Genomic DNA, 20,978 nt, shown 5'->3' with positions numbered 1-20,978 from the left:
AGCCGGGCCGCTCAGTCGTCGTCGGCCTTCGCTGCCGTCTCGGCGGGGTCGCGGTCGGCACGCGGCCCCTCCAGTTCGACGTCTGGGAGGAGGTCACGGAGGTACTGCCCGGTGAACGACCCTTCGGTCCGGGCGACCGACTCGGGGGTCCCCTCGGCGACGAGTTCGCCGCCGTTCTCTCCGCCCTCGGGGCCGAGGTCGACGATGTGGTCGGCGTTCTTCACGAGGTCCAGTTCGTGCTCGATGACGACCACGGTGTTGCCGTCGTCGGTCAGGCGGTGGAGGACGTCGATGAGTTTCCGTTCGTCCTCGGGGTGGAGGCCCGTCGTCGGTTCGTCCAGCAGGTACAGCGTCTCGCCGGAGTCTTTCTTGCCCAGTTCCTCGGCGAGCTTGACCCGCTGGGCCTCCCCGCCGGACAGCGTGGTCGAGGGCTGGCCCAGTGTCATGTAGTCCAGCCCCACGTCTTTCAGGAGCTGGAGGCGACGGCGGATGCCGGGGTGGCTCTCGAAGAAGTCGTAGGCCTCCTCGACGCTCATGTCGAGGACGTCGGCGATGGTCGCGCCCTTGTAGGTCACGTCCAACGTCTCGTCGTTGTAGCGAGCGCCGCCACACTCCTCGCAGGGCACCTCCACGTCCGAGAGGAAGTTCATGTCGATGGTCACGGTCCCTTGGCCGCCGCAGGCCTCACACCGGCCGCCCTTGACGTTGAACGAGAACCGCCCCTTCTCGTAGCCGCGCTGTTTGGCGAGGTTGGTCTCGGCGAACAGTTCGCGGATGTGGTCGAAGACGTTCGTGTAGGTCGCGGGGTTCGACCGCGGGGTACGACCGATGGGCGACTGGTCGATGAGCCGGACCGTCTCTACCGCGTCGAGGCCCTCGATGGCGTCGTGTTCGCCGGGGTTGACGTCGGTGTCGTTCATCCGGCGGACCAGCCCCTTGTACAGCACGTCGTGCATCAGCGTCGACTTCCCGGACCCGGAGACGCCGGTGATGGCGGTGAACGTCCCCAGCGGGAACTGTACGTCGAGGTCCGCGAGGTTGTGCTGACGGGCACCCTTCACCGTGAGGTAGCCGTCGCCCTCGCGCCGCTCGTCGGGCACCGGAATCACACGGTCGCCGGCCAGATAGTCGCCGGTGACGGACGCCTCGGTGTTCATCAGTTCCTCCTGCGGGCCGTTGACGACGACTTCGCCGCCGCGCTTGCCCGGTCCCGGTCCCATGTCGATTATCTGGTCGGCCCGACGCATCGTCTCGGTGTCGTGTTCGACGACGAGCAGGGTGTTGCCCAGATCGCGCAGTTCCTCCAGCGTGTTCAGCAGGCGGTCGTTGTCCCGCTGGTGGAGGCCGATAGAGGGTTCGTCCAGCACGTACAGCACGCCCACGAGGCCGGAGCCGATTTGCGTGGCGAGGCGGATGCGCTGGCTCTCGCCGCCCGAGAGGGTGGACGCCTCGCGGTCCAGCGTGAGGTACTCCAGTCCGACCTCCTGCATGAACCCGAGGCGGGCGCGAATCTCCTTCAGAATCTCCTCGGCAATCTTCGTGTCCCGGGCCGAGAGGTTCGCCTCCAGCCCCTCGAAGTGTTCGAGCGCGTCGCCGATGGACATCCGGTTGACCTCGGTGATGGCCGTGCCGTCCACCAGCACCGCGCGGGACTCGGCTTTCAAGCGGGTCCCCTCACAGGCGGGACACGTCGTCGTCGCCATGAACTCCTCGATGTGCTCGCGGGCGCGGTCGGAGTCCGTCTCGACGTGGCGGCGTTCGAGGTTGGGGATGACCCCCTCGAAGCGTTCGGTCTTCTCCCGCGTGCCGTTCTTCGTGCGCCACTGGAAGTGGACGACGCCGTCGGTCCCGTAGAGGAACTGGCGCTGTATCTCCTCGTCTAAGTCCTCGAACGGCGTCTCCAGCGAGACGCCGAAGTGGTCGGCGACGTTGTCCAGTTGCCGGGAGTAGTACGTCCGGTCGTAGCTCCACGGTTCGAAGACGTGTTTGAGTGGCTTGCTGGGGTCCCGAATCACGAGGTCCTCGCTGACCTCCTTCGTCTCGCCCAGTCCCTCACACTCGGGACAGGCGCCGTGGGGAGAGTTGAACGAGAACGAGCGGGTCTCGACCTCGGAGATGTCGATGCCACAGTGCGTGCACGCGAGGTCCTCGGAGAGTTCGACGACGAGGCGGTCCTCGCCGGCGGTCTCCTCGTCCGCCTCGGCGTCGGCAAGGTCGCCGGTCGCGCGGGCGGTCGACCCGCCCAGCGCGTCGGCCGCGCCTTCCGGCGGGTCCGGCAGGACGACCTTCAGTGTCCCGTCGGCCTCCGTGAGTGCCGTCTCGACGGAGTCGTTGATGCGCGAGCGAGCGTCCGCCGATATCTTCACGCGGTCGACCACCACGTCGACGGTGTGGTCGTAGTTCTCGTCGAGTTCGGGGCGGTCGAGCGTGAGGTCGTACTCCTCGCCGTCGACCTCCACGCGGGAGTACCCCTCGCTCACGAGGTCGTCGAACAGGTCCTCGAAGGCCCCCTTCTGGTCGCGGACGACCGGCGCACACAGTTTCGCCCGTGTGCCCTCGGGGAGTTCCAGCAGGCGCGAGACCATGTTCTGGGCGGACTGCTCGCCCACCTCGCGGCCACACTCCGGGCAGTGTGGCACGCCGACGCGGGCGTACAGCAGACGGAGGTAGTCGTGGAGTTCCGTGACGGTGCCCACCGTCGAGCGGGGGTTGTTGGCGGCGTTCTTCTGGTCGATGGAGATGGCCGGCGAGAGGCCCTCGACGTTCTCGACCTGTGGCTTGTCCATCTGGCCGAGGAAGTTGCGGGCGTAGGCCGACAGCGACTCGATGTAGCGTCGCTGGCCCTCGGCGTAGACCGTCTCGAAGGCGAGCGACGACTTTCCCGACCCCGACAGCCCCGTGACGACGGTGAGTTCCTCGCGGGGAATCTCCACGTCGACGTCCTTGAGGTTGTGTTCTTCGGCACCCCTGACCTCGATGACGTCCTTGCTCATCTATGGGTTCACCAAGGACGGGGGCGGTGAAACCCTGTCGGTTGCTCGCTCACTACCTTTTCATCTGATACGAAACCCTACGAAAAGTTTCAAGTCGTGGCTGTATAATTCGAGTGTATGAGCGAGTCGACGTCGAAGTACGACATAGAGGGTATCGAACTCACGGACGACACCTACACCGTCGAACAGAGCCTCGTCCGGAACAAGTACAAGGCCATGGACGCCGCCGGCAACGTCGTCCTGCGGGGCAAACAGAAGATGTTCAAACTGAAGGAGAAGTTCCCGTTCGTCGACGCCGACGGGAACGAGGTGTTCGAGGTCAACGCCGGTGGCATCGTCGACATCGCCGGCAACTACGTCCTGACCGACTCCCAGACGGGGGAGGACGTCGTCGTCCTCGACAACGACTACTCCATCCTGCAGGACACGTGGACGATTCGGGACGCCCAGACCGAGGAGAAACTCGCCGAAATCAACTCCCGCGGTGCATTGGTGACGCTGGCCCGGAACACCCTCCCGTTCGGCAACTGGATACCCCACAAGTACGAGATTACCGACCGGGACGGCGACCACGTCGGTAACATCGACGGCCAGTTCTCGCTGAAGGACCGCTACGAGATTACCATCGACGACGCCAGCGACGTCCCGAAGGAACCCGTCGTCGCCGCCGCCATGGTCATCGACGCGATTCAGGGCAACTGAGCGGACGTGCCCCTCGTTCAAACCGCGTTTTGAACGTCCAGAAGGCGTTTTACGCGCCGCGCCGACGTCCGCGTATGTCGAACGCGAACACGCCGGTCGAACGCGACTGGACGCTGCGCGACGTCGGAGCGGGCCTGTCGGTCCTGCTGGGACTCGCGCTCTCGGGCTACGGCGGTTACACACATCTCACGGTCGCGGCACGAGTGAGTGCCGGACAGTGTGACGGGTGTGCCCCGTGGCACCCCCTCTTCGTCGTCGCGCCCATCGTCGTCGGTGTCGGCCTGGTGCTCCTCGGCGGCTACGTTCTCTCCCGCCGGTAACTCCCCGGACTCGACAGTGCGGGTCGAACCGCCCGCGTCGGGGTCGCCCTACAACCGCTCGGGTACCAGTCCGCCGTCGACTTCGACGTTCTCGCCGGAGATGTACTCGGAGTCCTCGTCGAGGAAGAAGAGGAGCGCCTGTTGCATGTCCTCGAAGGAGGCCGGCCGTCCGCGCGGCAGGTCGTCGGGGAACTCGTCGGAGTTCTCGACGGTGTACGGGGAGACGGCGTTGACCGTGACGCCGTCGTCCTGCGTCTCGCCGGCGAGCATCCGCGTGAACATGATGACCCCTGCCTTCGCGACGTAGTACGGGAAGTTCACGGGGTCGACGTAGGTTCGCTCGGCGGTGGCGTAGCCGACGTTGACGATGCGCCCCCACGACTGCTCGCGCATCGCCGGGAGCGCGCGCTTCGCACACAGACAGGTCGCGTCGAAGTTCGTCGTCATCACCGTCCGCCACGTGTCGTAGTCGATGTCCTCCCAGTAGGAGGGCGCGAACGCGCCGACGTTGTTGACGAGGACGTCGACGCTGTCGAGGTCGGCCTCGACGTTCTCGAAGATGGCGTCGACGGCGTCCGGGTCGGTCACGTCGCCCTGTACCGTCGTCGCCGTCGCGCCCCGTTCGCGGGCCGACTCGGCCACGTCGGCGGCGGCGTCGCCGCTCGTGTTGTAGTGGACGGCCACGTCGGCGCCGTGGTCGGCGATAGCCAGCAGGAGTTCGCGGCCGACGCCCTTCGCGCTCCCGGTCACGAGTGCAGTCCGTCCGTCGAGGTCCGGCGAAAGCATACCACCGCTAGGGGCGCCCGGATGAAAACCACCACCGGAAGTCTTCTTGCCGTCCCGCCCCGACTCGGGGTATGCATCGGCGGACGTTCCTCCAGCGCGTCGGCGCCGCCAGCGTCGGGGCCGGCGCGGCCACCGGGGCCGCGAGCGCCCATCCGACGCCGACCGGCGGGGACACCGGGAGCACGCCGGCCGGGACGCCGACCGGGCGGGACCCACTGGGGACCGTCGACCTGCCGGGCGCCCACGAACTGGTCACCAGCCCGGACGGCCACACGGCCTACGTCGCCACCGGGACGGGGGTCGCCGTCGTCGACGTCACCACCCCCACGGACCCCCGTCTCCTCACCCACCGCACGGGTTTGCTGGCCGACAGCGCCGACGGACCGATGGCGGAGGTACAGGACCTCGCAATCGTCGGCGACAGGCTCCTCGTCGCCGGCCCGGCCCACCCCGCGGAGGGCGCTCACGGCCTCGTCGTCTTCGACGTGGCCGACCGCCAGTACCCCGAACGCGTCGCCGCCTACGAGACGGAGACGCGTATCCACAACTGCGACTTCGACGGTCGCTACGCCTACCTCACGGCCACCAGTCGCGAAGGGAGTCCGTTACTGGTCGTCGACACCGAGGCCGGACGGGAGGCCGGGACGTGGTCGCTGTTCGACGCCGACGAGGCGTGGCGGGACGTGCCGGCGGGCGTCCGCCCCTTGCACGACGTGTGGGTCCACGACGGCCGGGCCTATCTCGCGTACTGGGACGCGGGGACGTGGATACTCGACGTCTCGGACCCGACCGACGTCTCGCTCGTCTCGCGCGTCAGGGGGCGGGACCCGAGCGAACTGGCCGCTATCGAGCGCCCGTCGGTCGAACGGAGCGAACCGCCGGGCAACGACCACTTCGTCACGGTAAACGCGGACGCGACACTGCTGGGCGTCGGGAGCGAGTCGTGGGACTTCGACGAGGACGGGTCGGGCGGTCCGAGCGGTATCGAACTGTTCGACGTCACCGACGAGACGGCCCCCGAGTCCGTCGCCACCATCGGCCCGCCGGCGACGAGCGACCCGACGCCGGGCGGCGTGCTGACGACGGCGCACAACTTCGAACTCGTCGACGGTCGCTGTTACGCGGCGTGGTACAACGGCGGCGTCACCGTCCACGACGTGCGCGACCCCGCTGTCCCCGAGGAAGTGTTCGCGTGGCGGGACTCCGAGACCACCTCCTTCTGGACGGCCCAGCGCGGCGCCGGGTGTTTCCTCGCGGCCAACACGAACGCCAACGCCGGGTCGGAGGTGACGCCCGGCGTCTACACCTTCCCGGACCCGCGCCTCCCGACGCCGGCCGAGTCGACGGACGCGGCGGCCGACGGGCCGGGCATCGTCGGGGCCGCCGGCGACGGGTTCGGCGTGGCGGCGGCGCTCGCGGCGGTGGGGCTCGCCGCGTGGCGACTCCGGCGCTGAGGCGGCCGGCGGCGCTCAGGACAGCGCGCTCGCGACTGCGGCGGCGACGCTCCGCGCTCGGTCGGCCAGTGCCTCCGGGACGTTCCCGGCCGCGACGGCCGCGTCGAGTTCGTCGTCGTCGACGCGTTCGACGGTGCCGTCGGCGTGTTTGACGACGTCGACGTGGAGGTCGACGTACCGGGCCGTGTCCGGAAATATCTCGACGGGCGTGCAGACGTTGACGTAGGTGCCCTTCTTCTCGCCGTCGCTGTCCCGATAGGTCGTCGGGTACCACCAGCGCCCCTCCTTCAGTTTCGTCTCCGCGACGTCGCCGGCCTCCTTCGGGACGCCCAGCGCGTCGTACTCCCCACCGGCAGTCATCTCCCGTTCGACGGTGACCGTCCCGTCGGCGTCGACCGACTGCACGTCGGCCCGGCCCAGCGTGATGAGTCGGCCGTCGGGTTTCCCGTGGCCGAGGGTGAGCGACCCGCCCGCCTCGGGGCCGAACTGCCGTGCGGTCACGGCGAAGGGGAAGTCCGTCTCGCCGCCGCTCCCGGGGTCGTCACACAGCGCTTCCACGTAGTCGACGGCGGCGCTGGCGGCGTTCGACCCGGCCTTCACGCGGTGGTGGCCCTGCATCGTCGTCGTCACTGCGCGGCGCTGGTCGTCCAGCGCGAATCGGCTCTCCCGACCGAACCACACCCACGTCGTCGCGCCGCCGTCGTAGTAGCGGTGGGGCGCGACATCGGCGGCCGCCTCGGCACCGTCGAGTGCGTCGTCGATAGCCTCGGCGCGGGCGTTGGCCGCCGAGAGCGCGTCGGCCAGTGCGTCGAACGACGCCTCGTCGCTGGCACGTTCCCACGAGACGCCCCAGCCCTCGCGGGGGTCGGCCGCGATGACGTCTAGCATAGCTGGGCCGCCCGCTGTCGTCGAGTTCGAGGCGCCACGCTCCAGCGTCAGCAACTCGCCGCGGACGGCGACGGTCCCGTCGAGAACGGGCCGGCCGTCGGTCCACGGGGCGCTCCCCTCGACGACCTGTACGCACAGGCGGTCGCCCGTCTCGACCCGGTCCTCGGCGTTCGAGTACGGCAGAAAGCCCTCGCCGTCGCCGCAGTCCACGACCGCGCCGCTCCCGAGCGTCTCGGTCACTTCGCCGGCGTACACCGCGCCCTCGGGGAGCGGGTCGGCCCACCAGAGCGCGTCCCGACCGAGGTCGGCGAGCAAGTCGACGACCCGGTCGACCGTCTCGGCGTCCCCGCTGACGCCGACGCCCTGCCGGTCGTCGGTCGTCGCCACCGTCGCGGCCGCTCGCTCGACGGCGAACTCGGCGTCGAAGCGGTCCTCGATGGGGTCCGACGCCTGCACCACGTCGACGCCCGCCTCGTCCAGCAGGTGGGTCAGCGCCGTCGTGTAGATGCCCCTGATGCGGACGCTCATAGCGCGTCTCGCTCGCTCGCGAAGCGGACCCGCGCGTCGACGGTCGGGCCCAGCGTCAGTTCGACCACGTCGTCGTTCAGCACTCGCCCCCCTTCGACGGGGACACCCCACGAGTCGAAGCGGAGGTAGCCGCGGATGTCGTCGGCGTGCGTGAAGAGGTCCAGATACTCGACGGTGTGTGTCTGTATCTCCGCAGAGCTATGGGCGACGTCCATGTCCGAGTGGACGGTCTCGCGGTCGGCGAAGAACGCTTCGAGGTCCTCGGCGGCCGCGTCGGTGGCGGCGACGACGGCCTCGGAGGCGGCTTCGATGGTCGTCTGTTCGACGCCGGCCTGCCGGAGCGCGCGCTGTTCGCGCTGTGTGAAGTGCATACCCGCTCTTGTCGGCGGGGGATAGAAAACGTCGCGGACTCAGGCCATCGCGTTCAGCACCAGGACGAGGGCGCCGAACAGGATGCCGAAGGCCACGATGGTTCGCGGGTCGATACGGATGGTGTTCTGGTCTTCTGCGTCGAAGTACCGGACCAGCCCAGCACTCGACATCAGCCCGCCGCTGTCGCTGCTCATACCACAGACTGTCCACTCGCCGGGAGTAAGCCTTTCGGGTTCGCCCCCGGCGCACCCACATGGACAATCCTTATCTGGCACCACAGGTTACATCGAAGAGAACCATGACGGTCACGCTCAAGGACTTCTACGCCGATTGGTGCGGCCCCTGCAAGACTCAAGACCCTATCCTCGAAGACCTAGAGGAGGAGTGGACTGACGTCGAGTTCGAGAAGATAAACGTCGACGAGGAACAGGACGTCGCCAACGAGTATCAGGTACGCTCCCTGCCGACGCTCATCGTCGAGAACGACGACGGCATCGTCGAGCGATTCGTCGGCGTCACGCAGGCCGACGACCTCGAAGACGCGCTCTCGCAGGCCGGCGCCTGAGCACTGCGCGCCACTTTTCGCGGGCAAACCGACGCCCCCAGCGACCGCTCAGTCCGTCGAGGACGACGCCTGCTCGAACCGACTCGCCGGGAGCAACAGGTCGTGGACCTCGGGGATGTGCTTGACGTTGTAGACTATCTTCGCGTCCGTCTCGGGCGCGACGATACAGGAGAGGCGAATCCCCTTGTCGTGGAGTTCCTGGGGCAGGATGTGGCTCTGTGGCGAGGGCATCTCCCCCTCGACGACGGCGACGGCGCAGTTCGTACAGGCCCCACCGCGACAGGCGAACGGCCACGCGTACCCCTCGCTCTCGGCGGCCTCGAGCAGGGACTCGTTCTCCGCGACGTGGAACCGGCCGTAGTCCTCGGGGTCGAACCCGCCGTCGGCGGCCTTCTCGAACAGGTCGTCGTCGTCCAGTGCCCACCCCTCGTCCGCGATTATCTCGTAGTTGAGGTACTGGACCTCGACGCCCTCGGGTTCGGGCGGATCGGGGTCCGGTTCGGGGTCCGCCTCGGTGGCGGTGGGGCCGGGCGCTGGCCCGGTCGGCGGGTGCCGTGGCTCGTCGCCGGGTTCGTAGCCGTTCTCGATGCGCTCGTAGGCGTCCTGGACGGCCTGAAACGCCTCGGCCGACCCGCCCTGGTCGGGATGGGTCTCCTTGACTCGCTCCCGGTACGCGTCGACGATGTCGGCCTCGTCCGCGTCCGGGTCGACACCGAGTATCTCGAATGGGGAGGCCACATCGGGGAGTAGGACTGCGGGGTGAAAAGTCTCTCTTCGCCGGTCGCTACTGGAACCGCACGCCGAGGTCGTGCAGGCCGTCGTTGTGGCGGGCGACGTTGATGAGCAGCGGCGTCACCGCCTCGACCTCCGCGGCGTTCGAGAGGGGGCCGCCGTCTAGGGCACGCAGGCCGACGATGCCCTCCGCGAGTTCACAGACGGTGTCTTTCGCGTCCGTGTCGTCGCCGACGACGACCGTGTCCCAGTCGAGGTCAGCGTCGAGGTTCGCCAGTCGGCCGGCGGCGAGGTTGTGGAACGCGCCGACGACGGGCGTCTCCTCGGGGGCGGCCTTCGCGGCCAGTTGCGTGACGCTGCCGACGCCGGGGCGGTTGTAGTGGAAGCCGTCTTCGTCCCGCTTCATCCCGACGGCCGGCGCGACGAGGATGGCGTCGCCGAGGACGTCAGCGACGGCCTCGACGGTGTCCGTGAGGTGGTACGCCGGGACGGCCGTGACGACCACGTCCGCGCGGGCGGCCGCGTCCTCGTTGCCCAGTCCCTCGATCGCGACGTCCTGTCCACGGCTGTCCAGTTCGGTCTCGTACTCCTCGGCCTTGGTCTCGGCTCTCTCGGCCTCACGTGACCCGACGATGACCGTGTGGTTCGTGTCGTACGCCCAGCGGAGGGCGAGGCCCTCGCCGATGTCGCCGGTCCCGCCGAGTAGCGCGATATCCATATCTACGCGGTAGGGCGACCTGCGAATAAGCGTTGTGCGACCGGTGGGACTTGCCTACGTGTACTCGTCCCAGAGATAGTCGACGCCGCCGCCGTAGGCCGTGTACAGCGCCGCCGCGAGGCCGACGACGTAGGCCACCAACTGCGCGACGATAGCGAGTGGACTGGTGGTGCCCAGCAGCAACGCGAACACCGTCGCCAACACGACCGTGACGACGAAGATGGTGAGGATGAACACCGCGACACGGCCGGGTCTGTGAGCGTTCCGGAAGAGCTGTTCGTGGGTCGAAATCGTCCAGTACGCCGCCGGGAACGCGACCACCGCGAAGCCGATGGCGTACAGCTGGACGTACTGGAGACCGGGTTCGAACACCGCCGCGCCGCCGACGAGGCCGGCCCAGACGCTCACCAGCAGCGACCACCCGACCATCCCGCGTCGTCCCATGCCGACCCGTTCCGACCCGGCGTTGAAATCCCTGCCGTTCTCTGTGGTCCGCTACCCGAGCAGGTCCGGGAGGTCGTCGACCGTCTCGACGACCGCGCTCGCACCGGCGTTGGCGTACTTCCGGCGACCGGTCTCGCCAGTCAGGCCGCCCGTCAGGACGCCGACGCCGTAGTAGACCCGGTCGTCGTCCGCCTCGTCGGCGTTGACCGCCGTCTGCACGTCGTCCAGCGTGTCGCCGGCGAACGCCACGCGCTCGGCGTCGAAGCGCTCGGCCAGCGTCACGAGGGCGTGCGGGTGCGGTTTCCCCTCCGCCCAGTCGTCCATCGTGAAGCGGTGTTCGTCGGGGATGTCCAGCCCGACCCGCTCCATCGCGATGTCGGCCTCCGCCGCGGGACGGCCGGTGACGACGCCGACGGCGTAGCGCTCTCGCAGAGTCGCGAGCGTCTCGGGGGCGACCAGCACCGGTTCGTCGTTGATGTACCCCGGCGCGTCGAACGGCGGGTCGCCGCCCTCCAGGTCGCGGTACAGGTCGCTCCCGAGGTACAGCGTCTGGAACACGTCCCGGAGTTCGTCGGGGTCCCACGCGTCGAGGACTCGCTCGGCGGCCGCCTCGTCCAGTAGGTCGCGGACCACGGCTTCGGCCGCGCCGATGCCACCGCCACGCTCGGCGATGGCGTCGGTGAAGGCCGCGAGGTCTGCCACGTCGGCTTCGCGGGCCGAGAGGACGAACAGCGCCGCCGCGTCGGTCACTTCCCAGTCGTTGTTGAACCCGCCGGCGTCCTTGAACTGCTGGATGCCGGCCTTCTCGATGGTGTCACCGTACACGCGCTCGACGGACTCGACGACCGCCCGTCGGTAGGAGTCGGCCACGTCCACGAGGACGCCGTCGATGTCGAGGACCACCGCGTCGACTTGCATGTCGGGTCGGTGGCGGGCCTCGTTCAAGCCGCTTGCTATCCGGGTCCCTCGCTCACCCGGTACAGCGTCTCCCCGCCCGGCAGTTGCTCCCGGCCGACCGGCACGGTCGGCTGGTCGCCGCCGAGCGTGGTGAACCAGCAGGCGGCGCCGACCCGGCGCGCTACCGCTCGGAGCGGCCGGTGGAGTTCCGGTGGCAGGTTCCGCGCGAAGACGACGTCGGCCCCCTCGTACACCGAGCGTTCGGGGTCGGTCACGTCGTCGACGACGAAGGTGACGCCGTCGGGGACCCGCCGCGGTCGAACGTCGGTCGCCGTCACGTCGACGCCGCGCTCGACCAGTCCGGCGGCCACGTCAGGGTGGTTGCCGACGCCGACTTCGACGACGGTCTCGGCGGCGGCCAACCGGTCGACGAGAGCGCTGTCGGCATCGTCCATGGCGGGATGTTTAAGCGGTGCCATCCCATATGGGTTCGCATGCACGTCGACATCGTTCCGGTGGGCGAGGTCTCCGCCCAGGTCAAGCGCGAGGCCTCCGACGGCCTCCGGGCCACCTACGACTGCGAGGTCTCTATGCACGAGCCACAGTCGGTGCCCGCCGGTGCGTACGATGGCGACCGCGACCAGTACCGCGCCGAGGAGTTCATCGACCTCGCTCGCCGCGTCGGGTCGGGAAGCAAGAACATCGCCATCACGCCCAAAGACCTCTTCTACCGCCGCCGCAACTACGTGTTCGGACTCGCCTACCTCGGCGGGTCGGGGAGCGTCATCTCCACGTATCGCCTGCAGACGTCCTCGGACGGTGGGTTCTCGAACCGCTCGGCCGGCGAGATATTCTCCGCCCGCGTCCGCAAAGAGGTCGTCCACGAAATCGGTCACACCCTCGGACTGGAACACTGCGACAACAAGCGCTGTGTCATGAACTTCTCGCCGACGGTCCGGCAGGTCGACGTCAAGGAGGCGTCGCTCTGTGGCTCCTGCCAGCGGGACGTCCTCTGATTGCGGTAACCGCAGGACTGCGACGGTCCTAACGAGTTAGGTAGAGTGCCTAATTCCCTCTGGGTCTTCCTCCCAAGTGCGATGAGCAAGAGTCAGTCCAGCGACCGAGTTGCGGAGCTAGGTGACATCTTCGTCTCGGTCACCGGCGATGAATCGGTCACCGAACAGCAGGCCGGCGACTCCCCCGACCGAGAGCTCCGGCCCGAAGAGGAGTTCGACCCCGAGGAGGTCGCGGACGGGCTCGACGACGCCGTCGCCGGCTCCGAGACCGGCGATACCTCCGACCCCGCGGCCTGACGCCGCGGGAGCGTGTGTTCTCCGTTTTCGAACCGACGGTAGCGGCCGCTCTCCCGGTCTCCGAGTCGCGGAAAACGCCGCGCAGCCTCAGTTCTGCGTCGGCGAGTAGTAGTACTCGCCCGCGTTCTTCTGCTTGCGGTCGAGCTGGGACCCCGGTTTGTTGATGCGTGGCCGCGAGGTCCGTTCGTCGCGGCGGAACGTGATGTCGAGGTTCGAGAGGAACTCGTTCATCCCCTCGCGCATCCCCTGTGGGGGTGCGGCGTGCCCGCTCTTCGCGGGTTCGCCGTCGAAGACGAGCAAGCGGTCGGCGAGTAGGTCTATCATGTAGATGTCGTGGTCGATGACCATCGCCGTCGCGTCGTGGTTCTCGGCGTAGCGCCGAATCGCGGAGGTGGCCAGCACCCGCTGTTCGACGTCGAGGTGGGCCGACGGTTCGTCCAGCAGGTAGAGGTCGGCGTCCTTCGAGAGACACGCCGCGATGGCGACGCGCTGGCGCTCCCCGCCCGAGAGGTCCGTGAGTTGCTGCTCCATCACCGCGTCCAGTTGGAGCGGCTGGGCGATTTCGGTGTTCCAGTAGGAGGTGCCGAAGTCGTCCGTGATGGAGGCGAGGAACGCGTCGACGCGCATCGGCTGGTCGATATCGATGTACTGGGGCTTGTAGGCGATGTCGAGTCCGGTATCGACCGACCCCTCGGAGGGTTCGAGTCGGCCCGCGAGCATCTTCGCGAACGTCGACTTCCCGATGCCGTTCGGGCCGACGACGCCCAGCACTTCGCTCTCGCGGATGGTGCCGGCTTCGACGTCCAGCGAGAACTCGTCCTCGCCGTAGCTCTTCTGGAGGTCCGGGTACTCGATGACCACGTCGCCGGTCGAGGCGGTCCGTGGAGCGTGTTCCTCGAACTCGATTTCGGTCTGCCGGATGCGCATGTTCTCGTTCTCCAGATACCCGGAGAGGTACTCGTTGATGCCGTTCTTCGTGGACTTCGGCGAGGTGATGATACCGAACGCGCCGGGCGACCCGTAGGCGACGTTGATGTTGTCCGCCAACAGGTCGAGGATGGCGAGGTCGTGTTCGACCACGAGCATCGACCGGTCGCCCTCCTCTGCGAGTTCCCGGATGAGGCGCGCGGCGGTCATCCGCTGGCCGATGTCCAGATACGGCGTAATCTCGTCGAGGAAGTAGAAGTCGGCGTCCCGGGCGAGCGTCGCCACGAGCGCCACGCGCTGGAGTTCGCCGCCCGAGAGGTCGTCGATGTGGTTGTCGACGACCGGGCGGATACCGGTCCGGTCGATGAGGTAGTCCAGTTCGCCGCGCTCGTCGGTCTGTTCGAGCAGTTCGCGGGCCTTCCCGTCGAACTGGTCGGGGATGCGGTCGACGTACTGGGGTTTCCGGGCGACGTCGACGTCGCCGTCGCGCATGTCTTCGAGGTAGTCCTGCAGGGCGGTCCCGCGGTACTCGTCGAGAATCTCCTCCCAACTGGGCTCTTGGCCGTACTGCCCGAGGTTCGGGGCCATCTCGTCGGCGAGGATTCGGACGGCGGTGGTCTTCCCGATACCGTTCGGGCCGAGAATCCCGGTGACCTGCCCCTCCTGTGGCGCCGGCAGGCCGTACAGCGCGAAGGCGTTCTCGCCGTAGCGGTGGACCGGCTCGTCGGTCAGTTCCTGCGGGAGGTTGATGATCTCGATGGCGTCGAACGGGCACTTGTTGACGCAGATACCGCAGGACTCACCCAGACATATCTCCTCGGAGATGCGGACCTGGTCGGGTTTGCCCTCGAACTCCTCGTCGTCCTCGTAGGCCTCGCCGCGCTTGACGATGCACTCCTTCCCGCTCCGGTTCGGCGGGCAGTAGTTCATACACTCGTAGTTACAGCGGTCGGGCTGGCACCTGTCGAGGTCGACGACCGCGATGCTGTCCTCCGCCATCGTTACACCCCGGCCGTCAGCAGGATGCCCCACGAGACGAACCAGAGCGCGAAGGTCATGAACGCGATGTAGAGGACGTCCTTCGTCGAGAGGTCGTCCGGACCGATGCCGATGACCCGGAGAACCGGGAACTGTGCGAGGACGGCGGCCGCCACGACGAGGACGCCGGTGACGTCCGTCGCGCTTGCCGCGACAGCGTTCGAGACGAACGCCGCCGCGATGCCCGCGACGGCCGTGATGGTCGTGACGGTGAGTCCCCGCATGTGGGAGCTCATGCCGTCCGCCGTATCCGTAGCCATACCCACTACTGGACTACCCTCCACCAAAAGGGGCGCGGTTCCAGTACCGCTCGGTCCCGGTGAAGCCGCGCCGACCGAGTCGACAGTTCCGCCGTGAGCGCCGGTCTGGCGAACTGACTCCTCAATCTTTATGCATCCGGCGCCACTCGGTGCAGGTAATGACGGAATCCGATGGGGAGGCCATCGCAGACCTTCCACCGAGCGCGAAGCTCGTCTACAAGGTGCTGGAATACGACGGGCCGCTCACCCAGAAAGGCATCGTGGAGGAGTCGATGCTCTCCGCGCGAACGGTCCGCTACGCTCTCGAACGGCTCGACGAGGTCGGCGTCATCGAGGAGGACGTCTACTTCGCCGACGCCCGACAGAACCTCTACGAGATAACGGAACAGCCGGCCGAACAGGCCGACGCCGCCGTCTCGGACTGACTCACCGACTGGCTTCTCTCACCCCGTATCCACAGGCCGGACAGTTCTGACGCTCGTCGTCGAAGGTGAGGCCACACAGCCCACACTCGTAGGTCGGCCGCGGTTCGAACCGCTCTCTCAGTTGTTGTCGGATACTCATCGCCCGGTCACGCGAGTTCACCGCAGGTCCGACAGCGCGGCCGGCCCGCGCTCGGGTCGAACACCAGCGCTATCTCCCGACAGTGTCGGCAGTACCTGTCGTCGGCACCGAACCGCGCGTCGGCAGTGACGTGACGGGTCGTGGCTGAGCGGGCGTCGTCTATTGCCATGTCAACACGGAGCACGAACTCGCACTAAAGTCCTGTGGGCATACGTCCCGTAATAACCTTATACACTACTAGACACTCGCAAACTTTCCGACGTGATGAAGTATGACGGAACTTCTAGAAGATAGAACTGGCAGTGTGTGGTTCTACACCTGGTGTGGCGGCCACCACTACGCCCGACGTCGGTGGGGCACCCGGTAGTCGGCCCGACGCCGGGCGGAGTCGCCGTCTATCCACGCGGAGGTTTTTGGTCGCCACCGGCCTAGCGACGGACATGAGTGACGAGGCCCGACGGACGGAGGGGTTCAAACAGCGCACACGAGTCGAGTCGGCCCGGGAGACGCTGCTTTCGGCCGTGACGCCACACGACAGAACCGAGCGCGTCCCGCTCAGGGACGCCGACGAACGCGTCCTCGCGACGGACGTAGGGGCCGCACGCCCGGTCCCGCACTATCGGCGGGCGGCGATGGACGGCTACGCGGTCCGGGCCGAGGACACCTTCGGCGCCAGCGACCGCTCCCCCGAACAGTTGCGCGTCGCCGAGCGCGTGGGGCCAGGCACCGCCAGCCGGGTTCACACCGGGAGCGAACTGCCGGCCGGCGCCGACGCCGTGGTGATGGTCGAGGACACCGACCGGCAGGGCGAGTCACTGACCGTCTTCGACGCGGTGGCCGGCGGCGAGAACGTCGCCCCCGTCGGCGAGGACGTCGAGGACGGCCAGACGCTGTACGAGGCCGGCCACCGACTCAGACCTTCGGACCTCGGCCTGCTGAAGTCCGTCGGACTGGACGCCGTCGAGGTGTACGAACGCCCACGCGTGAGCGTGATTCCGACCGGCGAGGAACTCGTTCAGGACGACCCCGCTCCCGGCGAAGTCGTCGAGACGAACGGCCAGACGGTCACGCAGTACGTCGAGCGCTGGGGCGGCGAGGCCACCTATCGCGACGTGGTCACCGACGACGAGGACGCACTCAGAGCGGCCGTCGAGGGCGATCTCGACCACGACGTGGTAGTGACCACCGGTGGGTCCTCGGTGGGCGAACGTGACCTCATCCCCGAGGTGGTCGACGAGTTGGGCGAGGTGCTGGTCCACGGCGTCGCGCTGAAACCCGGTCACCCGGTCGCGCTGGGCCGCGTCGCAGACACGCCGGTCCTCATGCTGCCGGGCTATCCCGTCGCCTGCATCGTCAACGCCGTCCAGTTCCTCCGGCCGACGCTCGAACGGGCGGGCCACCTCCCGACGACGGGTCCGCCGACGACCGACGCGCGGTTGACGCGCAAGGTGGTCAGCGACCCGGGCACCCGGACGTACGTGCGCGTCCAGTTGGGCGAGGACGACGAGGTCGTCACGGCGACGCCGACGCGTGCGAGCGGTTCGGGGGTCCTCTCTAGCGTCGCGCTCGCGGATGGCTGGGTCGTCGTCCCCGAGCGCCGCGAGGGGTACGACGCCGGTGAGACGGTCGCCGTCGAGGATTGGGAGGCCTCGCGATGAGCGACCGACGGGAGTTCCGCGACCTCGCGCCGCCCGAGGAGGCCCACGAGACGCTGGCGGGCCTCGACCTGACGCCCGACCCCGAACGGGTGCCACTCGCCGAGGCCCGTGACCGCGTCCTCGCGGAGCGAGTCGACGCCGAACTGGACGTGCCGGGGTTCGACCGGGCGAGCATGGACGGCTACGCGGTCCGGGCGGCCGACACCTTCGGCGCGGACGAGGCCGACCCGGTGACGATGCCCCTCGTCGGCGAGGTCCACGCCGGCGAGGAACCCGACGTGACCGTCGACGAGGGGACCGTCGCCGAGATCTCGACCGGCGCGGTGATGCCCGACGGGGCCGACGCCGTGGTGATGGTCGAACGCACCACGGAGGTCGCGGACGGCGTCGAGATTCGGACCGCCGTCGCGCCGGGCGACAACGTGATGCTGGCGGGCGCGGACATCGCCGCCGGCGCGCGGGCACTCGGCCCCGGCACGCGAATCACGCCCCGCGAAATCGCCCTGCTCTCGGCGCTGGGCGTCGATAGGGTGCCGGTCCGCGGGACGCCCACCGTCGGCATCGTCTCGACGGGCGACGAACTGGTCCGGCCGGGCGAGTCGCTGAACAGCGCGGCCGGCGAGATATACGACGTCAACAGCTACACGCTCGCCGCGGCCGTCGAGGAGGCCGGCGGCGACCCCGTGCTGTACCCCCACGCCGGCGACGACTACGAGGAGATGGAGCGGTTGCTCCACGAGGCCGCCGACGAGTGCGACCTCGTGCTCTCCTCCGGGTCGACCAGTGCGAGCGCCGTCGACGTCATCTACCGGGTCATCGAGGACCGCGGCGAACTGCTCTTGCACGGCGTGGCGGTCAAACCCGGCAAGCCGATGCTCGTCGGCACCGTCGGCGAGTCGGCCTACGTCGGCCTTCCGGGCTATCCCATCTCGGCGCTGACCATCTTCCGCGTGTTCGTCGCGCCGGTGATTCGCGATGCCGCGGGCCGCGAGGCACCCGCGACGGCGACGGTCACGGGCGAGATGGCCGTCACCGAACGGTACAGCGAGGGTCGCCACCGCCTGCTCCCCGTCGGCCTCGTCGCGGACGGCGACGGGAACCTGCTCGTCTACCCCGTCGACAAGGGGAGCGGCGCGACCACCAGCCTCGTCGACGCCGACGGCACCGTCACCGTCCCCGCCGACACGGACTACCTCGGCGCGGGCGAGACGGTCGAGGTGGACCTGTTCTCGTCGGACGTGCGCCCGCCGACCCTGCTCGGCGTCGGCGAGGACGACCCCACCCTCGCCGGACTGCTGGACGACGTCGACCGGCCGCGCTACCTGCCGGTCGGGACGACGGAGGGACTTCGGCGACTGGGCGAGGGGACGCCGGACATCGCCGTCGCGGCCGGCCCGGCCGAACCGCCGAAGGCGGCCGTCAACATCGGCGACTGGGAGCGCGACTGGGGGCTGGTCGTCGCGCCCGACGCCGACGTAGACTCGCTCGCCGCACTGATCGACGGCGAGTGGCGCTTCGTCAACCGCGATACGGCGTCGGGCCTGCGGCGGAGTCTCGACGACGCACTCGCGGCCCTCGCCGAGGAGCGCGGCACAGACCGTGTGACGGTCGCCGAGGCCATCGACGGCTACGAACTGACGACGAAGGCCCACGAGAGCCCGGCCCGGAAGGTCGCCGCCGGGCAGGCGGACGCGGGGCTGGGACTCCGGTCGACCGCGGAGAAACTCGGACTCGACTACGTCTCACTGGGGGCCCAGCAGGTCCGGGTCCTCGCCAACGCCGACCGGACGGAGAAGGAGAGCGTCCTCGCGTTCGAGCGCGCTATCGAGGGGCTGTGACTCACTCGTCGTCGGCGTACTCGTAGGGGGCGCGGTCGCCCTCGCTGTCGAGGTAGTCCTCGTTGAGTTCCCAGCCGCCCTCGCCGTCCTCGACCATGTACTCGCCGTAGTAGGGGACCCGCTCGGCGACGGTCTTCTCGAAGGCCTCGCGCATCGACGCCTTCGTCTCGCCGATGGCGACGAGGTCGTCGTTCCGGTTCAGACAGCCCTTGAGATAGCCGTCGTGGGTGAGCCGGACCCGGTGGCAGTTCGCACAGAACTCCGCATTGCCGACGGGGTCGACGATCTCGACCATCCCGAGGCCGCTGCCGTCGGTGGCGGCGCGTGCGGCGCCGGTCGCTTCGACCGTCGCGTCCTCGTCTGCCTCGCTGCTGACGAAGTAGCGCCGGCGGTCGTGCATCTCGCGGGTCTCCACGTGGTCGGCCCGGTCTTCGAGCCAGTCGTGGACGCGCTGGATGTCGATGGCCCACTCGGGGTGGCCCGCCAGTTCCGGCATGTACTCGATGAGCTGGAGCTGGAGGCCGTCGTTCTCGGCGACGTGGTCGACCATCCCCGGGACGTACCCCGCCGTCGGTTCGAACACGACCATGTTGAGTTTCACCGGCGCGAGGCCGGCGTCCAGTGCCGCCTCGACGCCTTCGAGCACCCGCTCGTAGGCGCCACTCTGTGTCAGTTCGGCGAACGCGTCCCTGTCGAGGGCGTCCTGTGAGACGTTGACGCGTTCGAGGCCCGCATCCACGAGGCCCTCGGCACGCCCCGGCAGGAAGGTGCCGTTGGTCGTCATCGACACTTCCATCTCGTCGGGCGCGCGCCGGACTATCTCCTCCAGGTCGTCTCGGAGCATCGGTTCCCCGCCCGTGAACTTCACGGCCTCCACGTCGAACTCACGGGCCACCTCCAGGAACCGGACGATGGCGTCAGTCGACAGTTCGTCGTCCTGTGGGTCCATCGGGCCGCGCGTGTCGCCGAGGCCCTCGTTGTGACAGTAGACGCAGTCGAAGTTACACCGGTCTGTCAACGAGACGCGGACCCCCGACACTTCGCGCCCGAACTCGTCTTCGAGCATTTGCTTGTCGAGTGTTCACACTCCGCGGATTTAAAGGGTCGTTTTGTAGGCCCGACCTAGTGACGGCAATCGGGAGAAGCGTTTTCAGCCACGGCCGCACCTGCTAGGGCATGGACATCGTCGGCGCGCTGGCTGCCCACGAGGGAACGACCTGTTTCGTCGGTGCGGGCGGGAAGAAGACGACGATGGCGGCGCTGGCCGCCCGACTGGACCGCGCCGTCGTCACCGCCACCGTCCGCATCCCCATCTTCGACGACTGGGTCGCGCGGGTCGCGGTGACGGACGACCCCGTCGCGGCCGTCGCGGCTACCGACGAGTGGCCCGTCGGCGTCGTCCCCGAACGGGAGCGCGAGGACCGGTATCTGGGCTACGACCGCGAGACGGTGGCGGCGCTGGCCGACTGTGGCGTGCCGGTGCTCGTGAAGGCCGACGGGGCGCGGATGCGCCGGTTCAAGGCCCCGAGCGACCGCGAGCCCCAGATTCCGTCGACGGCCGACACCGTGGTCCCCATCGCGAGCGCCCACGTCGTCGGTCAGCCACTGACCGACGAGCGCGTCCACCGGGTCGACCGGGTTGCCGACCTGACGGGCCTCGAACCGGGCGACACCATCCGCGCGGCGGACGTGGCGACGGTGCTCGCGAGCGACCGGGGCGGCCGGAAGGGCGTGCCCGACGGCGCGACGGTGATTCCGCTCGTGAACATGGTCGACGACGACGAACTGGCGGCCACCGCGCGCGAGATTGCCCGGGCGATTCACGACCGGGCGGACGTACCACGGGTGGTCCTCGCGGAGATGCGCGCGCCCGACCCGCTGGTCGACGTCGTCTAGGCGTCGGTTACCGGCGTCACCGCTGTCTCCCGTACGCGGGGGCGAACGGTGGGCGGGAACCACCGGCGGGCGTCGGAACAACGTT

General features: G+C 68.6%; 25 protein-coding genes. 10 read left to right on the top strand and 15 right to left on the bottom strand.

The window, feature by feature from the left end:
• Positions 1 to 11: 11 nt before the first annotated feature.
• On the bottom strand, positions 12 to 2,993 hold the full coding sequence (uvrA, locus tag EGH21_RS04260) for an excinuclease ABC subunit UvrA (protein ID WP_220617210.1): 2,982 nt from the start codon (positions 2,991 to 2,993) through the stop codon (positions 12 to 14).
• Positions 2,994 to 3,110: 117 nt separating this feature from the next.
• On the opposite strand from uvrA, the gene EGH21_RS04255 reads away from it, so the two are divergent.
• Together EGH21_RS04255 and EGH21_RS04250 are read left to right on the top strand one after the other, a co-directional pair.
• Complete coding sequence (locus EGH21_RS04255) at positions 3,111 to 3,695, top strand: LURP-one-related/scramblase family protein (protein WP_220617209.1); 585 nt, start codon at positions 3,111 to 3,113, stop codon at positions 3,693 to 3,695.
• 74 nt (positions 3,696 to 3,769) lie between these two features.
• Positions 3,770 to 4,015, top strand: a complete 246-nt coding sequence (locus EGH21_RS04250) for a hypothetical protein (RefSeq protein WP_220617208.1) — start codon at positions 3,770 to 3,772, stop codon at positions 4,013 to 4,015.
• Positions 4,016 to 4,063: 48 nt separating this feature from the next.
• Here the strand turns inward: EGH21_RS04250 and EGH21_RS04245 are convergent, their stop codons facing one another.
• Positions 4,064 to 4,801, bottom strand: a complete 738-nt coding sequence (locus EGH21_RS04245; protein ID WP_220617207.1) for an SDR family NAD(P)-dependent oxidoreductase — start codon at positions 4,799 to 4,801, stop codon at positions 4,064 to 4,066.
• A gap of 71 nt (positions 4,802 to 4,872) precedes the next feature.
• Here EGH21_RS04245 and EGH21_RS04240 point away from each other — a divergent pair, with 71 nt between their 5' ends.
• Positions 4,873 to 6,255: an LVIVD repeat-containing protein gene (locus EGH21_RS04240; protein ID WP_220617206.1), complete on the top strand. Its 1,383-nt coding sequence runs from the start codon at positions 4,873 to 4,875 to the stop codon at positions 6,253 to 6,255.
• 15 nt (positions 6,256 to 6,270) lie between these two features.
• Here the strand turns inward: EGH21_RS04240 and EGH21_RS04235 are convergent, their stop codons facing one another.
• From EGH21_RS04235 to EGH21_RS04225, 3 genes are read right to left on the bottom strand one after another with little or no spacing between them, the layout of a single operon-like run.
• The gene (locus EGH21_RS04235) at positions 6,271 to 7,671 is read right to left on the bottom strand and encodes a ribonuclease FAU-1 family protein (protein ID WP_220617205.1); all 1,401 of its coding nucleotides are present in this window, start codon (positions 7,669 to 7,671) and stop codon (positions 6,271 to 6,273) included.
• Positions 7,668 to 8,042 carry a DUF7532 family protein gene (locus tag EGH21_RS04230; protein ID WP_220617204.1) on the bottom strand — a complete coding sequence of 125 codons (375 nt, stop codon included), beginning with the start codon at positions 8,040 to 8,042 and terminating at the stop codon, positions 7,668 to 7,670. Before EGH21_RS04230 ends, EGH21_RS04235 begins: the two co-directional genes overlap by 4 nt.
• Positions 8,043 to 8,081: 39 nt before the next feature.
• Positions 8,082 to 8,237 (bottom strand): preprotein translocase subunit Sec61beta, encoded by a 156-nt coding sequence (locus EGH21_RS04225; RefSeq protein WP_220617203.1) that lies wholly within the window; start codon positions 8,235 to 8,237, stop codon positions 8,082 to 8,084.
• Between the two features lie 104 nt (positions 8,238 to 8,341).
• Here EGH21_RS04225 and EGH21_RS04220 point away from each other — a divergent pair, with 104 nt between their 5' ends.
• Positions 8,342 to 8,608: a thioredoxin family protein gene (locus tag EGH21_RS04220; protein WP_220617202.1), complete on the top strand. Its 267-nt coding sequence runs from the start codon at positions 8,342 to 8,344 to the stop codon at positions 8,606 to 8,608.
• 48 nt (positions 8,609 to 8,656) lie between these two features.
• On the opposite strand, the gene fer is transcribed toward EGH21_RS04220, so the two are convergent.
• Genes fer through EGH21_RS04195 form a run of 5 tightly spaced genes read right to left on the bottom strand, consistent with a single transcriptional unit; the run spans position 8,657 to position 11,854 of the window.
• A complete protein-coding gene (gene fer, locus EGH21_RS24540; protein ID WP_220617201.1) occupies positions 8,657 to 9,346 on the bottom strand; it encodes a ferredoxin Fer in 690 nt (229 codons plus the stop codon).
• A 46-nt stretch (positions 9,347 to 9,392) separates the two neighbouring features.
• On the bottom strand, positions 9,393 to 10,058 hold the full coding sequence (npdG, locus tag EGH21_RS04210) for an NADPH-dependent F420 reductase (protein WP_220617200.1): 666 nt from the start codon (positions 10,056 to 10,058) through the stop codon (positions 9,393 to 9,395).
• A gap of 54 nt (positions 10,059 to 10,112) precedes the next feature.
• Positions 10,113 to 10,502 carry a hypothetical protein gene (locus EGH21_RS04205; RefSeq protein WP_220617199.1) on the bottom strand — a complete coding sequence of 130 codons (390 nt, stop codon included), beginning with the start codon at positions 10,500 to 10,502 and terminating at the stop codon, positions 10,113 to 10,115.
• 51 nt (positions 10,503 to 10,553) lie between these two features.
• The gene (locus EGH21_RS04200; RefSeq protein ID WP_220617198.1) at positions 10,554 to 11,420 is read right to left on the bottom strand and encodes a TIGR01548 family HAD-type hydrolase; all 867 of its coding nucleotides are present in this window, start codon (positions 11,418 to 11,420) and stop codon (positions 10,554 to 10,556) included.
• A 35-nt stretch (positions 11,421 to 11,455) separates the two neighbouring features.
• Positions 11,456 to 11,854: a UPF0146 family protein gene (locus EGH21_RS04195; RefSeq protein ID WP_220617197.1), complete on the bottom strand. Its 399-nt coding sequence runs from the start codon at positions 11,852 to 11,854 to the stop codon at positions 11,456 to 11,458.
• A gap of 39 nt (positions 11,855 to 11,893) precedes the next feature.
• On the opposite strand from EGH21_RS04195, the gene EGH21_RS04190 reads away from it, so the two are divergent.
• Together EGH21_RS04190 and EGH21_RS04185 are read left to right on the top strand one after the other, a co-directional pair.
• Entirely contained in the window at positions 11,894 to 12,415 is a 522-nt protein-coding gene (locus tag EGH21_RS04190) for an archaemetzincin family Zn-dependent metalloprotease (RefSeq protein ID WP_166968258.1), read from the top strand.
• An 81-nt stretch (positions 12,416 to 12,496) separates the two neighbouring features.
• Positions 12,497 to 12,712: a hypothetical protein gene (locus EGH21_RS04185; RefSeq protein ID WP_166968259.1), complete on the top strand. Its 216-nt coding sequence runs from the start codon at positions 12,497 to 12,499 to the stop codon at positions 12,710 to 12,712.
• An 87-nt stretch (positions 12,713 to 12,799) separates the two neighbouring features.
• Here the strand turns inward: EGH21_RS04185 and EGH21_RS04180 are convergent, their stop codons facing one another.
• Together EGH21_RS04180 and EGH21_RS04175 are read right to left on the bottom strand one after the other, a co-directional pair.
• The gene (locus EGH21_RS04180) at positions 12,800 to 14,638 is read right to left on the bottom strand and encodes a ribosome biogenesis/translation initiation ATPase RLI (RefSeq protein WP_220617196.1); all 1,839 of its coding nucleotides are present in this window, start codon (positions 14,636 to 14,638) and stop codon (positions 12,800 to 12,802) included.
• A gap of 2 nt (positions 14,639 to 14,640) precedes the next feature.
• On the bottom strand, positions 14,641 to 14,937 hold the full coding sequence (locus EGH21_RS04175; protein ID WP_236035372.1) for an EMC6-like membrane protein: 297 nt from the start codon (positions 14,935 to 14,937) through the stop codon (positions 14,641 to 14,643).
• Between the two features lie 158 nt (positions 14,938 to 15,095).
• On the opposite strand from EGH21_RS04175, the gene EGH21_RS04170 reads away from it, so the two are divergent.
• Positions 15,096 to 15,362, top strand: a complete 267-nt coding sequence (locus EGH21_RS04170; RefSeq protein ID WP_135306228.1) for a MarR family transcriptional regulator — start codon at positions 15,096 to 15,098, stop codon at positions 15,360 to 15,362.
• A 1-nt stretch (position 15,363) separates the two neighbouring features.
• On the opposite strand, the gene EGH21_RS04165 is transcribed toward EGH21_RS04170, so the two are convergent.
• Positions 15,364 to 15,501, bottom strand: a complete 138-nt coding sequence (locus tag EGH21_RS04165) for a hypothetical protein (RefSeq protein ID WP_220617195.1) — start codon at positions 15,499 to 15,501, stop codon at positions 15,364 to 15,366.
• 7 nt (positions 15,502 to 15,508) lie between these two features.
• Positions 15,509 to 15,670: a hypothetical protein gene (locus EGH21_RS04160; RefSeq protein WP_220617194.1), complete on the bottom strand. Its 162-nt coding sequence runs from the start codon at positions 15,668 to 15,670 to the stop codon at positions 15,509 to 15,511.
• A 271-nt stretch (positions 15,671 to 15,941) separates the two neighbouring features.
• Here EGH21_RS04160 and EGH21_RS04155 point away from each other — a divergent pair, with 271 nt between their 5' ends.
• The gene (locus EGH21_RS04155) at positions 15,942 to 17,159 is read left to right on the top strand and encodes a molybdopterin molybdotransferase MoeA (RefSeq protein WP_220617193.1); all 1,218 of its coding nucleotides are present in this window, start codon (positions 15,942 to 15,944) and stop codon (positions 17,157 to 17,159) included.
• Positions 17,156 to 18,997, top strand: a complete 1,842-nt coding sequence (locus tag EGH21_RS04150; RefSeq protein ID WP_220617192.1) for a molybdopterin biosynthesis protein — start codon at positions 17,156 to 17,158, stop codon at positions 18,995 to 18,997. Before EGH21_RS04155 ends, EGH21_RS04150 begins: the two co-directional genes overlap by 4 nt.
• Position 18,998: 1 nt before the next feature.
• Here the strand turns inward: EGH21_RS04150 and moaA are convergent, their stop codons facing one another.
• Positions 18,999 to 20,063 carry a GTP 3',8-cyclase MoaA gene (moaA, locus tag EGH21_RS04145; protein ID WP_220617191.1) on the bottom strand — a complete coding sequence of 355 codons (1,065 nt, stop codon included), beginning with the start codon at positions 20,061 to 20,063 and terminating at the stop codon, positions 18,999 to 19,001.
• A gap of 110 nt (positions 20,064 to 20,173) precedes the next feature.
• Here moaA and yqeC point away from each other — a divergent pair, with 110 nt between their 5' ends.
• Positions 20,174 to 20,893: a selenium cofactor biosynthesis protein YqeC gene (gene yqeC / locus EGH21_RS04140; protein WP_220617190.1), complete on the top strand. Its 720-nt coding sequence runs from the start codon at positions 20,174 to 20,176 to the stop codon at positions 20,891 to 20,893.
• Positions 20,894 to 20,978: the final 85 nt, after the last annotated feature.

It is taken from the genome of Haloarcula rubra (assembly GCF_019599465.1).
Taxonomy (GTDB): Archaea; Halobacteriota; Halobacteria; order Halobacteriales; family Haloarculaceae; genus Haloarcula; species Haloarcula rubra.
Note: the sequence above shows the minus strand (reverse complement) of the source record. Positions and strands in the feature narration are given on the sequence as shown.